Origin of the sequence: Faecalibacterium taiwanense, from assembly GCF_036632915.2 — a bacterium.
In the GTDB taxonomy this organism is placed as follows: Bacteria; Bacillota; Clostridia; order Oscillospirales; family Ruminococcaceae; genus Faecalibacterium; species Faecalibacterium taiwanense.
Genome location: NZ_CP155552.1, coordinates 285,537 through 299,118 on the forward strand (window position 1 = coordinate 285,537; position 13,582 = coordinate 299,118).

The window sequence follows — 13,582 nt, forward strand, 5'->3', positions numbered from 1 at the left end:
CCTTTTCTCAGATGCGGCTGTGGGTGCGGGCAAATGCGTCGGAAAGCTTCTGCACCGGGCCGTTGGGCAGAGGGCTTTCAAACAGGCTCAGATAGATGCCGTGCAGCCGCAGGCGGAATTTATCGTACACGCCCAGCTGGATGCACAGTTCCTTGTAGGTGTGGTACATCCGGCTGCGGTGGCGCAGCATGTCCGCCGCGCTCACCTGCGTATGGCATACGCTCTGCGGGTTCTGGATGTAGCAGTAGGCGGCTTCGTCGATGGCGGCAAACCGCTGTGCCACCTGCAGATACCGGGTGTTGAACAGCTGGTCCTCGGCGTATACCACATGCTCGAACCGGATGTGCGCCATCTGGATGAGATCCCGGCGGTAGAGCTTGTTCCAGAGCACGCCGTAGTAAAAGGCAGCGGCATTGCCGGTGAGCTGCCACAGGTAATCCACCTTGTTGTACACCCCGGCGGGCAGCAGGCTGTACTCCCGGGTGTCGTAGCCGCCATCCTTGCGGGGCACCATCATCCGGTAGGGAGCCAGCACAAGGTCGGCATGGCTGCGCTGCATAGCAGCCACCAGGTTTGCGGTGCAGCCCGGCAGCAGGTGATCGTCGCTGTCCGCAAACTGGATGTATTCGCCGTGGGCAAGGGCAAGGCCGCAGCTGCGGGTGTCTGCTGCGCCGGTGTTGGGCTTGTCCACCACACGGATGCGGCTGTCGGCGGCAGCAAGCTTCCGGCAGACAGCAAGGGTGTCGTCGGTGGAGCCGTCGTTCAGCAGAAGGATCTCAAGCTCCGGGTAGCTCTGGGATGTGATGCTCTCCACACAGCGGGAGATGAAGCCCGCCGCGTTATAGGCGGGCACAATAACGCTGACAAGCGGCTGCGGCATGGCGGGTCCCTCCGTTTTTTCTTTTTTCGATGCAGCAAAGTTTTATTTATCATACTCCAGCCCTGCGCAAAAATCAAGGCGGGCGGCTGGCGGAAAGGAGAATGTGAGATGGTATTTCACATTGCGGTATGCAGCCCGGACGCGGCCTTGCGCAGTGGGCTGGAACGCCAGTGCATGGAATATTTTGCCCGGCGGCAGGATGCGTGCATCGTGCAGCAGCTGCCGGATGCAGATGCGCTGCTGCGCCGGGACACCGAGGGAGAACGGTTTGACCTGTATCTCATCGAGCTGGGCGCTGTAGCGGCCCCGGCAGGGCTTTCGGCGGCTGCGGAGCTGCGCCGCCGGGGCCGCAGGGCTCCGCTGGCCTTTGCGGCCCGCACACCGGCCCACGCCTACAGTGCTTTCCGGGTGGATGCCATGCAGTATCTGCTTCTGCCGGTGCACCAGCAGGAGCTTTCGGCCCTGCTTGCCCGCGCCACCGAGCCGGAGTACGGCCCGGCAATGACCGTTGTCACCGCCGAAGGCCTGCGGGCGCTGGCCTATGCGCAGATCGAATATCTGGAGTGCACCCACCATGTGGTGCACTTCCATCTGCTCAGCGGCGAGGATGTGGTGTCCCTTTCGCTGCGGGTGTCCTTTGCCGAGGTAGCAAAGCCGCTGCTGGAAGACGGGCGTTTTTTGCAGCCGCACCGCTCCTATGTGGTCAATCTGGCGGCGGCACAGCTGCTGACGGCGGGCGAGCTGCAGATGTGCAGCGGTGCGCGCATCCCCATCCCGCGCGGACGGGAGGGTGCAGTGCGCGAAGCCTTCCGCAGCTGGATCGACCGGTAAAATGGCAAACAAAAAAGAGCCGCTTTCACGGCTCTTTTTTCGTGCCCGGAGATCAGGCATCGGGTTCGGTTTTGTGTTTCTTTTCCTTGTCGGAAGCATCCAGAACACCAAAGCCCCAGCGGTTGGCCATGTCCATGATGATCTTCTGGGGAGAACCGGAGGGATAGGCGTTCTCGGAGAACGCGGTCAGGAATTTATACAGCTGCGGCTGCACCTGATCGTACAGGCCCAGCTTTGTGTACAGCTCCTTGTAATAGCGGAACACCTGCAGTTTGTTCTGCACGATGGAAGCCAGATTGATCTGGGTGTGGCAGATGCTCTGGGGGTTCTGCACATAGTGGTAGCCCGCTTTGGAAATGGATACGAAAACATTGGCGTACAAAATGTATTCCAGATTGAAAACCAGGTCTTCGGCCCAGCGCACCTCGCTGGTGAACTGAAGATGATGGTCTGCCAGAATATCCCGGCGGTAGAGCTTGTTCCACAGCACGCTGTAGAAGAAGGATGCGGGCTTCTCCATCAGGCGCAGGGCAAAGGTATCGCGGTCGTAGATGCCCTCGGGCAGGAAGCCGTATTCACGGATATCATCGGGCTTTTTCTCGGCATCGATGCCAAGGTTCTCCTGCAGGTTTTCCAGTGCCTGCGTGGCCTTGGAAGAGTTGGCGGGAATCACCATCCAGTAAGGTGCAATGACCAGATCGGCGTTGTTCGCTTCGGCAGCAGTCACCAGCCGCTCGGTAAAATCAGGGTCGAGATAATCGTCGCTGTCCACAAACTGCACATACTTGCCCCTTGCAAGGGACATGCCGCAGTTGCGGGTCTCCGACACGCCGGAATTGGATTTGTCCACCAGAACGATGCGGGGGTCCTTTTCACGGAATTGCTCACAGATGGAAAAGCTTTCGTCCCGGGACCCGTCGTTGACCAGAATGACCTCGATATCCTTCCATGTCTGGGCACAAATGCTCTCCAGACAGCGGGCAACACTATTCTGCACGTTGTACACAGGCACGATAATGCTGACGAGTGGGTTGTTCATGACGGAAGGTCTCCTCTTTACGGATATTATACCTTTATATTAAAAATCACAGAGTGTATTCTCACAAATGAGGACACTTCCCCCTTGGGGCAGTCCTATTTATAATATCATACTCTTCTTGCGCACAAAATGCAAGAGCAAAGAAGGATCAGATAAAGAAAAGAACCGCACGCTGCGGCCCTTTTTTCTTACACACGTGTCCAGTCCAGCGCATCCCACCGGGGCACGAACTGGCTGCAGATGCGGCGCATCTCCGGCTCGTCGGCGGCAGAGGTGCGGTCTGCAATGCCAATGACGTAATACCCGGCCTTGTGGGCGGTGGCGGCGGCGTATACGGCATCCTCGCACACGGCGCAGGCGGCGGGGTCTGCACCGCCCAGACGGCTCATGCACTCAAAGAACACCTCCGGGTGGCTTTTGTGCAGCACGCCCCGCGCTTCCACGATGAAGGAGAAATACTGCGCGATGCCAAGCCGGGTAAGCACGGTGCGGCACTGTTCGGCCCAGGTGTTGGAGCAGATGCACATGCGTGCGCCCTCGGCCTGCAGCTTTGCCAGCATCGTGCGCACGCCGGGTTTCAGCTCCACGGTCTCGTACAATTCGGCGATCACCTCGCGCATCACGGAAAAATAGCTTTCCTCGGTCAGCGGCAGGCCGTACTCCCGGATCAGATACTGTGCGCCCTCCTGCATTCCCATGTTCAGCAGTGTGGCGCGCAGATCCCCCCGCGGGGTGCGGCCATAGCGGCGCAGCAGTGCGTCGGGGGCACCCTCCCACACCACGGTCATGCTGTCGGTCAGGGTGCCGTCCATATCAAAGATCCATTGCTTGCAGTGCATGAGAATGCCTCCTTTTGAGATCCTGACAAGTATACCATGTTTCTTTGCCGGGAGAAAGGCATCAATTTACAAAAAACGGAAGAAATTTCTCTGGAAATATGCTATAATCTGAACAAAACCGGAACCAATCAAAGGAGGCGGATGCAATGGATGAACGCAGTGCTCCGTGCAAAGCTCTGGTGCTGGCGGGCGGCGGAGCCAGGGGCAGCTATCAGGTGGGTGTGTGGCGCGCGCTGATGGAGCTGGACTGGCACCCGCAGATCATTACCGGCACCAGCGTTGGCAGCCTGAACGGTGCCATGTTCGTGCTGGACCAGTACGAGACGGCCCGCGATATGTGGCTGGCCATCCGCAGCAAGGATGTGATGGAGCTGCCGGAGGAGGATGCCGACCTTTCGGCCCTGCACCAGTTCCTGCGCAGCGTGGTGAAAGCCGGCGGCATGGATGTGACCCCGCTGGAAGAGATCGTGGAGCGGGTGCTGGACGAGGATGCCCTGCGCGCGGCTCCCATCCGCTTCGGCCTTGTCACGGTGGAGCAGCGGGGCTTAAAGCCCCGGGAGCTGACGCTGGACGAGATCCCGGCAGGAAAGGTCAAGGACTACCTGATGGCCTCCGCTGCCTGCTTCCCGGCGCTGCGTGCGCGGGAGATCGACGGGGTCAAGTTTCTGGATGGCGGCTACAGCGACAACATGCCCACCGGTCTTGCCAAACGCATGGGCGCGGATGAACTGGTGTGCGTCGATCTGGAAGGCGTGGGCATCACCCGCCCCAACCTCACCGGCCTGCCCACCGTGATGGTGCGCAGCTACTGGGAGCTGGGCGATATCCTGCACTTTGACCCTGACACCGCCCGCCGCAACATCGAGCTGGGCTACTATGATACCCGCCGCGCTATGGGATATCTGCGGGGGTGTGCCTATGCTGTCTCCTGTGATGCCCAGAGCTGCGCGGACGCTGCTGCGTTCCACGCAAAATTTGAGCGGGTGCAAAAGGCCGTGCGGGAGAAATACCCGGTCACCCTGACGGCGGATGCGGCCCTGCTGCTGGCCAAGATGAAGGATGCCGACCTTGCCCCGCTGGAAGCCGCCGCGGAAGATGCCGGTGTGGACCCAGCCCATTACTACACCACCCATACTTTGTGCGATGCATTCCTTGCAAAGTGCGATCAGGCACGGATGCAGAGCTTTGCGCCGCTGTTTGAGGGCAGTGCCGATGCGGCGCGGGCCGCACTGGCCGCGCTGCTGCCCAATACCTTTTTGCAGGCGCTGGTCTGGCGCACCCTGACCACGCCGGAAGCCGAGCTTTTGCCGGAGGTGACCGAACATGAAAGTGTATAAAGGTTCCTGCGCTTCTCCCGGCCTTGTGCTGGGGCAGGTGAGCCGTCTGGAGCACCATGTGGAGACCACGACCGTGGGCCCCTTTAAACCGTCCCGGGAGCTGCAGCTGCTCACCGATGCCATCCGCACCGCACAGGACGAGCTGGAATCCATGGCAGACCGTGCCGCACCCAGCGAGCAGGCCATCTTCCAGTTCCAGAGCATGATGCTGGACGACGAGGGCATGATGAACGAGGTGCGCTTCTGCATCAATGCGGGCATTGGCGCGGCAGCGGCCATGAATCAGGTGGGCCAGCGCTACGCCGACCAGCTGGCCAACATGAAGGATAACCCTTACATGCAGCTGCGCAGTGTGGATATTCTCGACGCAAGCCGCCGGGTCATCAACATCATCACCAACCGCCCCCGCATGTGGCTGGCGCTGGACCACCCGGTGATCCTTGCGGCAGAGCGGCTGATGCCCACCGACCTGTTCAGCGTGCCCTCCGGCATGATCCTTGGCATCATCACGGCAGAGGGCAGCGGCCAGAGCCACGCGGCCATCATTGCCCGGGCAATGAATATCCCGGGCATCGTGCAGGTGGGCCGGGATTTTCTGGACGACTGCGACGGCCGCACCGTCATTCTGGACGCCACCGGGGGCCAGTGCACGCTGGACCCGGACGCTGCCGCCCGCCAGCAGGCCGAGACCCGCATCTGCGAGCTGCAGCGGGAGAACGAAGAGATGGGGCAGCTGCATGCTCTGCCCAACAGGACAAAGGACGGCCAGCCCTTTGAGCTGCTGGCCAACTGCTTTGGGCCGGAGGACATCGACACGGCCATGCAGTCCGGTGCACAGGGCGTGGGCCTGCTGCGCACCGGCTACATGATGCTGCCGGGCCGCATCCTCGATGAGCAGGAACAGTATTTCTTCTACTGCTCCTGTCTTGCTGCCGCCAAGGGCTGCCCGGTAACGGTGCGCACCTTCGACTTTGGCTCAGACCGCACCATTTCCGACGCCTATCAGGGCCTGCAGTCTTCCAAGCTTGGCCTGCGGGGCATCCGCAACAGTCTGCGCCAGCCCCACCAGTTCGAGACGCAGCTCTGTGCGCTGCTGCGCGCCGCCGCCCGCGGCCCGCTGCGGGTGATGTTCCCCATGGTGACGAATGTGGAGGACTGGGACGCAGCCATGCGTGTGGTGGAGCGCTGCCGCGAGCACCTGCGGGAGCGCGGCGTGGCGTTCAACGAAGATACAAAGTTCGGCGTGATGCTCAGCGTACCCGCTGCCTGCCTGACCGCTGAGGAATTTGTAGAGCACGGGGTCGATTTTCTTGTGGTCGGCACCAACGACCTGACCCAGTACACCCACGCGGCAGACCGGGAGCTTGCCAGCGCCGAGCACTACTACCGCCCGGCCAGCAGCGCCATGAAAAAGCTTATCACTATGGTGCTGGATGCCGCAAAGGTGCGCAATGTGCCGGTGACCATCTGCGGCCTTGCGGTGGGCAACCCGGCCAACACGGTGCAGTATCTGCAGCTGGGCCTGCGCAGCTTCTCGGTGAGCCCGCAGAACCTTTTGAATGTGAAGAAAGCCCTGCTGGAGCTCTGACGCTCCAAACCATTTTTGACACAGCAGCCCGGAACGATCTGTGGGTCGTTCCGGGCTGTTTTTCTGCGGCTGCAAAAGTATTTTCTCTTCCGTTTTTGTGCAGAACACACCAAAAAACATGGGGGGGGGGTACAAAAGCTTCGTACAGGATGAAGATTGCACTTTGTTGTGGGAATGTTATACTTTAGGTGTGTGAACTGTGCGGGCGGGCGAAAAAACAGCCTGCCTTCATGAAAAAAGCGAAACATGAGAGGAGTCATAGCATGAAAAAATTTGGCACACGGCTCATCAGCGCGGTACTTGCAGGCTGCATGATGGCTTCTGTCCTTCCGGCAAGTGCATTTGCCGCTGGGGGGACAGGCTCTGAAACCGGCGTGAGTGTGCAGGCAAGCGAGAATCAGGGAAGAATATTGAAAGACGGCGAGGAGATTACTAAATCGGGAACCTATAGCATGAGCGGTCCCTATACACAGACGGTTACCATAAACGTGCCGGATGGAAATGTGGTCATCAATATTACTGGGCCGGTAGAAAATTCTAACCTCGGACCTACCGACAATGCTCTGCTAATCAGCAATGGCACGGTCACAATCAATAATCTGCAGAACAATGAGTTCTCTGTTACCAGCGGAAGGTGCATCCGTGTGCATGTGGATGTGGAACACGGGAGCGAAAGCAACAGTAACTATGAACGGCGGTATATATAAGTCCAGCGGACATGAAACTCTATTCAATTTTTATGGGACAGTATATCTGCACGATGTAACATCGTTCTCTGAATTTGATAATGCGCTTAACAACTGGGGAACGGCATATGTTTACGGTGGAAAATACGAAAGCAAGAGCCCGGGGGCTCCGACAGTGTACAATCGTACTGGTACTTCAAGAATCGAATTGAACGATGACGTAGAAGTAAGCAATGAGAGTGGTTGTCCTGTAACGAACATTGGTACAGCCGATATCAACGGAGGCCGCTACACTTCCCAAAGCACCTCCTTGTGCATAAATACAACAGCAAATAGTACTACAAACATTCATGGTGGTACTTTTGAGGGTAAGGGAACGGTGATTTGTAATCGTGGCAAAATGACGATTGATGAAACCAAGGGTAAAACAGAAATTCGTGTTGCCGGAAATCAAACCGACCTTCCAAGGTCGGGTGTACGAACGGAGGCGAATGCTATTACCGACATCCATAGTGCTACGATTGAAAATGCACAGTATGGCATCTGGAATAAAGAGAATGCATCAAGTGTCACCCTAAAAGATGCGGCTTTCAAGGATAACGAGAACGATGTTTATCTGGAAGCAGGACAATACATTACCATCGAAGATACCTTTACCGACACTGCGACCGTAAAGGTGGCAGACAGCCCCATTGCCACCCCGCGCCAGATCACCACGGCGGATGCGACCGGGCAGGAAAAGCTGAACCTTGTCAGCAACGATAAGGATGCAGAGGGCAAGACCTATTTTGTGGCCTACGATGCGGTCAACAACTACCGCTACCTGACCCCGCGCACCGGCTACACGGTGGATGCCGAGAATGCCAAAGCGACTGTGGACGGCACGACCGTGCTGGATAAGGTCACGCAGGTGCCGGTGGGCACCCCGGTCACCCTGACCGCAGACCCAGCCCCCGATGGACAGAAGTTCGCAGTCTGGTTCGTGAAGGTGAACGGCGTTGTACAGAATGACCTGCGTGACCTTCTGACCTTCCCCAATGAGGAGGACCAGACCAAGGCGATCCTTAAAATGCCCAAAGGCAACGTGACGGTCAGAGCCGTGTACGAAGCCGTGGACCCCGTGGAGCCGCCTGTGGACCCGGTAGACCCGGTGGACCCGGTGGGCCCCGTGGACCCCGTCCTGCCCGGTGTCATCATCGGCGGCGCTGTAATCCTGGGTGCCTATGAGACCGGCACCGGCATCTACCGTATGATGAACATGCAGGGCCTCCCCCTGCCTTCCAACCGCATCGAGCTGGCAGAGCTGGTCTGGGAGCGTGCAGGCAAGCCGGAGCCGCAGAACATGACCGATGAGGACCTGTATGCGGACATTGACGCCGCCGATACCGATGCCCAGAAGGCTGCACACTGGATGGTGGAGCAGGAGCTGATGAAGTTCGACGAGGACAACAACAAGTTCCATCCGTGCTTCCCGGTCAGCAAGCTGCGCGTCTGCCTTACCTGGCAGAATGCAAAGGACAAGGGTCTCATTGACTGATCTGCCCTGCGTCTGCACAGCGGAACAATAAAAAAACAAGGGGCCGCTCCTTTCCGGGAGCGGCCCCTTGTTGCTGTCCGGAAGGCCCGCAGGCGCTGCCGGGCAGCACAAAGCATTATTCCAGATTCCCCGTCAGGGTCATTACCGAAGCAAGCACGGCCAGCGGGGCGGTCTCGCACCGCAGGATGCGGGGGCCAAGGCCCACCGTTCGGGCACCGGCCTTTGCGGCCATCTCGGCTTCCTCGGCGGCAAAGCCGCCCTCGGCTCCGGTCACGATGGCGATTTTCAGTTTTTCACCATCGGCGGGCTTTGCTGCGGCCAGCAGGTCGCGCAGGGGCGCGCCGCCGCACTCGTAGCAGAACAGCACAAGATCGTACTGTGCAAAGGTGCGGCACACGGCACCAAAGTTTGCCAGCGGCAGGGCCACATCCGGCAGAATGCCCCGGCCGCACTGCTTGGCGGCTTCCACCGCAATACGGTTGTAGCGCTCGTTCTTCTGCTCCTCTTTTTTGGGGGCCGCCACGCAGTACCGGCTGAAGAAGGGCACGATGTGGGCTGCGCCCAGCTCCACGCCGTGCTTGATGATCTGCTCCAGCTTGTCCTGCTTGGGGTAGCCGGCCAGCAGAGTGACCTCCACGCTGGGTTCGGCGGCGCTGGGATAGCCCGGCTCCACCCGGAACTCCACACACTCATCGCCAAAGCCGGTGATGGTGGCGGTGTATTCCACGGCATTGCCGTCGCATAGAATGACAGTATCGCCCAGCCTTGCGCGCATCACGCGGGCAAGATGGTGGGCATCGGCCCCGCGCAGGGTGGCGGTGCCGTCAGAGATCTCGGTGGTAAAATAACGGTGCGGCATAGTGGTTCTCCTTAAACGTCCTCGCCCTCTCAGTCGCTAACGCGCCAGCTCTCCCAAGGGGAGAGCCCTTGGCATGGCGGCAAAGTTTACGGTTTTGCCAAAGGCTCCCTCTTTGAGGGAGCTGGCGCACGAAGTGCGGCTGAAGGAGTATTTCAGTTACGGACTCCTTCCGTCAAGCCCTGACGGGCTTGCCACCTCCCTCATGGAGGGAGGCTTTTGGCAGTGCGGCAGACTTTCCGGTTTTGCCAAAGCGACGGAGAGGGCAAGCCAGCTGAAAGAAATCATGAAAGCTTCTGTAATTACGCCTTCTTGCAGACGATGCACTCCCAGCCGCGCTTCTCCTTGACTTCCACAACGGCAAGGCCGGCTTTTTCCAGCCCGGCGATCACTTCGTCCTTGCGGCTGTCGATGATGCCGCTGGCAATAAAGGTGGCACCCTCCGCCATCAGGCCGGGCACAGCCGGTGCCAGACTGAGAATGGCGTTGGCCACGATGTTGGCGGTGATGATGTCGTATTTGCCGCTGGCCTTATCGGAAAGGTCGCCCACCAGCACGGTCAGCTTGTCCTGCACGCCGTTCAACGCGGCGTTCTCGCCTGCGGTGCGCACGGCCACAGGGTCGATGTCCACGCCCTCGGCCACGGCAGCGCCCAGCTTCAGCGCCGCAATGGCAAGGATGCCGCTGCCGGTGCCGATGTCCAGCACCCGCTCGCCGCCGGTCACCCGCTCGTCCAGCGCTTCCATGCACAGGCTGGTGGTCTCGTGGCCGCCGGTGCCGAAGGCAAGGCCCGGGTCAAGGATCAGCTTTACCCGGTCGGTGTCGTACTGCTGCCACGAGGGCACCACGGCCAGCCGTTTTCCGATCTCCAGGGGGTGATAATACTTGCGCCAGCCGTTCTGCCAGTCCTCCTGCTCCACGCCCTCGGTCTCTACGGTGTAGGCGATGTTTGCAGCTTCCATGCGGGCAGCAATGAGGGCCAGCGTTTCCACGGGGGAAGCGCCCGGCTCCAGATACATATGGATGATAACGGTATCGCGGGGCTTGTCCAGCAGCTCCTGCTCGATCAGATCCACATGGGCGATCTCGGCCACCTGCTGCTCGATGTCGCTGTAGTCTTCGATATAGATGCCGCCCTCGGCGATCATGGTGGCAACGGCTTCGGCGTTGTCGGCATCGGCCTTGGCCACGGTCAGGCGGATATCAGTCCATTCCATAATGCTGTCTCCTTTTATTTTGCATCCTCGCCCTCTCCGTCATTGCTTGCGCAATGCCACCTCCCCCAAAGTGGGAGGCTTTGGCAGTCCATGCAAAGTTTGCGGTTTTGCCAAGGGCTCTCCCTTTGGGAGAGCTGGACGCGAAGCGGCCTGAGAGGGCGCATGTTCTTTATAATAGTATAGTACCCGATTCGGCTGTGGGATGCAAGCCTTTGGGCAAAATGTACGTAAAAAGAAAAGAATTTTCAACACAAAGACGACCCTTGTGCGGAAAACCCAAAAATTATCGACTGAAAAACTGCCAAATGAGGACTTTTGATGCATTTTGATAGAAAAAAGGCGAAAGGGACTTTCTTTTTTTGCGGAAATATGTTACTATTCTATTACGGAATTATGGACGGCCTGCAACCAGAGGCGTCTGTAAACACAAACATTTCTTAAGGAGGAATGTGCTTTATGATGAAGTATCTCCAGAAACTGGGCAAAGCTTTGATGCTTCCCGTCGCGGTCCTGCCGATCTGCGGCATCCTGATGGGTCTTGGTTATGCCCTTGCTCCGGGCGTTATGGGCGTTCCCGGTGCAGCAACCTCCGGCGCAGCTTACACCGTTGGCTTCCTGCTGGTCAAGGCAGGCGGCGCTCTGATCGATAACATGGCATGGCTGTTTGCCATTGGTGCCGCTGTCGGCCTTGCTGACAACGACGGCACCGCAGGTCTGGCCGGTCTGGTCAGCTTCCTGATGATGCAGCAGCTGCTGAACCCCGGTGTGGTCGGCATGGTCCGTCACCTGGAAGAAGGCACCGCTACCTACATCGCCTTCCAGAAGGTCGCCGGCAACTCCTTCATCGGCATTCTGGCCGCTGTTGTGGGCGCTGCCTGCTACAACAAGTTCAAGGATATCCAGCTGCCTGACTGGCTGGCATTCTTCTCCGGCAAGCGCTTCGTTGCAATCGCTACCGGTCTGATCTCCATTCTGGTGTCCGTTGTTCTGCTGTTCGTCTGGCCCGTCATCTTCGACGCTCTGGTCGCAATCGGCAACGGCATCGCAGGCATGGGCGGCATCGGCGCTGGCATCTACGCCTTCCTGAACCGTCTGCTGATCCCCACCGGCCTGCACCACGCTCTGAACAACGTGTTCTGGTTCGATACCATCGGTCTGGGCGACCTGTCCCACTTCTGGGCTGGCGAGACCTCTGCTGATGTGGGCTGGAGCCTTGGTATGTACATGTCCGGCTTCTTCCCCTGCATGATGTTCGGTGTCCTGGGCGCTGCTCTGGCTATGGTCAAGACCGCTAAGAACAAGAAGGCTGCCATCGGCCTGGTTCTGTCCGCTGCAATCTGCGCCTTCGTCTGCGGCGTTACCGAGCCCTTCGAGTTCGGCTTCATGTTCCTGTGCTTCCCCCTGTACGTTGTGTACGCTGCTCTGTACGGCATCTTTACCGTCATCACCTACTACTCCGGTTTCCGTGCCGGCTTCTGCTTCTCCGCAGGTGCCACCGACCTGGTGTTCTCCGCTTCCCTGCCCGCAGCTGCCAAGACTTGGATGATCATTCCTCTGGGCATCGCAGCCTTCGTGGTGTTCTACGCAGTGTTCTACTTTGCCATCACCAAGTTCGACCTGAAGACCCCCGGCCGTGAGGACGAGGACGAAGAGGCCGAGAAGAAGGTCGTTCTGGCAAACAACAACTATACCGAAGTCGCTTCCGCTGTTCTGGCTGCTGTCGGCGGCAAGGAGAACGTGAAGGAAGTTGGTTACTGCGCAACCCGTCTGCGCTTTGAGGTCAAGGATAACGCCAAGGTGGACGAGAAGGCTGTCAAGGCCGCTGGTGCTGCCGGTGTCATCCGCCCCAGCAAGAACGCTTGCCAGGTGATCATCGGCACCAAGGTCCAGTTCGTGTACGACGAGCTGAAGAAGATGCTGTAACGCACACAGCATTCTGAACGGAGTTTGTGCGGGAGACTGGTTGCTCCTGCATTCCCATAAAAGCCGCCGGGAGAAGGGCAGAACCTGCCGCTCCCGGCGGCTTTTTGCGTTCCCGCGCGGAGTGTGTTATACTGGTTCAAAAGGCAGATACGGGAGGAAAAACCATGAGCAAAGTGTACAGCTGGCGGAAACTGAACGAAAAAGAACTGACGCGGGTCTATCTGGACGAAATGCGGCGGGACTTTCCGCCCACGGAGCTAAAGCCCCTGAGCATGATCCTGAACAGCGAAGCGGACGGCACCGCCCACACATGGGGCGTGTTCGACGGCGAAACACTGGCGGCGTACCTGCTCATGGTGCGCCCGGCAGGCAGCAGGGTGAGCCAGCTGGATTACTTTGCCGTGCTGCCGGAATACCGTTCTGCAGGGCTGGGCGCGCAGCTGCTGGCCGACCTGCCGCAGCACGAGCGCGGTGCGCAGGCCATCCTCATTGAGGCCGAATGCCCGGATAAGGCGGAGGACGAAGCTATGGCTGTGCGGCGGCTGGGCTTTTACTCCCGGTGCGGCGCGCGGGACACCGGCTTCACCGAGCACCTGTTTGATGCATGGTTCCGCATTCTGGTGCTGGACTGCCCGGGTGCCGGTACCTTTGCGGACCGGCAGGCCGTGGATGCCCTGGTGGACTGCTACCGCCGCACCATCAGCGAGACCGAGTGGCAGAAGTACGTGCAGTTCTACTGCCCGGACGGAACAAAATACTGCTGAGCAGAAGGCGCTCTGTGCAAATTATGTGTACAGAGCGCCTTTTTGTCATATTTTTGTTGACAGACTCCCAAAAAGTGGTACGCTA

Annotated in this window: 12 protein-coding genes; 7 read left to right on the forward strand and 5 right to left on the reverse strand. The window is 59.1% G+C overall.

Translation table 11 applies throughout. The annotated features are described in order from the left end of the window. Nucleotides 1-7: 7 nt before the first annotated feature. Nucleotides 8-880 carry a glycosyltransferase gene (locus PXT33_RS01310; RefSeq protein WP_097774548.1) on the reverse strand — a complete coding sequence of 291 codons (873 nt, stop codon included), beginning with the start codon at nucleotides 878-880 and terminating at the stop codon, nucleotides 8-10. 108 nt (nucleotides 881-988) lie between these two features. Between PXT33_RS01310 and PXT33_RS01315 the strand changes: the two genes are divergently transcribed. Beyond that, nucleotides 989-1,711 carry a LytTR family DNA-binding domain-containing protein gene (locus tag PXT33_RS01315; protein ID WP_154255750.1) on the forward strand — a complete coding sequence of 241 codons (723 nt, stop codon included), beginning with the start codon at nucleotides 989-991 and terminating at the stop codon, nucleotides 1,709-1,711. A 52-nt stretch (nucleotides 1,712-1,763) separates the two neighbouring features. Here the strand turns inward: PXT33_RS01315 and PXT33_RS01320 are convergent, their stop codons facing one another. Continuing rightward, on the reverse strand, nucleotides 1,764-2,750 hold the full coding sequence (locus PXT33_RS01320; RefSeq protein WP_097774550.1) for a glycosyltransferase: 987 nt from the start codon (nucleotides 2,748-2,750) through the stop codon (nucleotides 1,764-1,766). 188 nt (nucleotides 2,751-2,938) lie between these two features. After that, entirely contained in the window at nucleotides 2,939-3,589 is a 651-nt protein-coding gene (locus PXT33_RS01325; protein WP_120080426.1) for an HAD family phosphatase, read from the reverse strand. Nucleotides 3,590-3,735: 146 nt separating this feature from the next. Here PXT33_RS01325 and PXT33_RS01330 point away from each other — a divergent pair, with 146 nt between their 5' ends. From PXT33_RS01330 to PXT33_RS01345, 4 genes are all read left to right on the forward strand, one after another. After that, on the forward strand, nucleotides 3,736-4,926 hold the full coding sequence (locus tag PXT33_RS01330) for a patatin-like phospholipase family protein (RefSeq protein WP_097774552.1): 1,191 nt from the start codon (nucleotides 3,736-3,738) through the stop codon (nucleotides 4,924-4,926). Next, complete coding sequence (locus tag PXT33_RS01335; RefSeq protein ID WP_154255749.1) at nucleotides 4,913-6,514, forward strand: phosphoenolpyruvate--protein phosphotransferase; 1,602 nt, start codon at nucleotides 4,913-4,915, stop codon at nucleotides 6,512-6,514. The genes PXT33_RS01330 and PXT33_RS01335 overlap by 14 nt, the downstream gene beginning before the upstream one ends. 263 nt (nucleotides 6,515-6,777) lie before the next feature. Further along, the gene (locus PXT33_RS01340; protein WP_347070430.1) at nucleotides 6,778-7,221 is read left to right on the forward strand and encodes a hypothetical protein; all 444 of its coding nucleotides are present in this window, start codon (nucleotides 6,778-6,780) and stop codon (nucleotides 7,219-7,221) included. Between the two features lie 379 nt (nucleotides 7,222-7,600). Then, entirely contained in the window at nucleotides 7,601-8,737 is a 1,137-nt protein-coding gene (locus tag PXT33_RS01345) for an InlB B-repeat-containing protein (RefSeq protein WP_332375800.1), read from the forward strand. Between the two features lie 115 nt (nucleotides 8,738-8,852). Here PXT33_RS01345 and PXT33_RS01350 read toward each other — a convergent pair whose 3' ends face one another. Both PXT33_RS01350 and prmA read right to left on the reverse strand, forming a co-directional pair. Beyond that, nucleotides 8,853-9,596: a 16S rRNA (uracil(1498)-N(3))-methyltransferase gene (locus tag PXT33_RS01350; RefSeq protein ID WP_097774554.1), complete on the reverse strand. Its 744-nt coding sequence runs from the start codon at nucleotides 9,594-9,596 to the stop codon at nucleotides 8,853-8,855. A gap of 299 nt (nucleotides 9,597-9,895) precedes the next feature. Next, nucleotides 9,896-10,810, reverse strand: a complete 915-nt coding sequence (prmA, locus tag PXT33_RS01355) for a 50S ribosomal protein L11 methyltransferase (RefSeq protein ID WP_005943732.1) — start codon at nucleotides 10,808-10,810, stop codon at nucleotides 9,896-9,898. A gap of 456 nt (nucleotides 10,811-11,266) precedes the next feature. Between prmA and PXT33_RS01360 the strand changes: the two genes are divergently transcribed. Together PXT33_RS01360 and PXT33_RS01365 are read left to right on the forward strand one after the other, a co-directional pair. Beyond that, on the forward strand, nucleotides 11,267-12,733 hold the full coding sequence (locus PXT33_RS01360; RefSeq protein WP_249235354.1) for a PTS transporter subunit EIIC: 1,467 nt from the start codon (nucleotides 11,267-11,269) through the stop codon (nucleotides 12,731-12,733). Between the two features lie 164 nt (nucleotides 12,734-12,897). Further along, complete coding sequence (locus tag PXT33_RS01365) at nucleotides 12,898-13,497, forward strand: GNAT family N-acetyltransferase (protein WP_120080412.1); 600 nt, start codon at nucleotides 12,898-12,900, stop codon at nucleotides 13,495-13,497. Nucleotides 13,498-13,582: the final 85 nt, after the last annotated feature.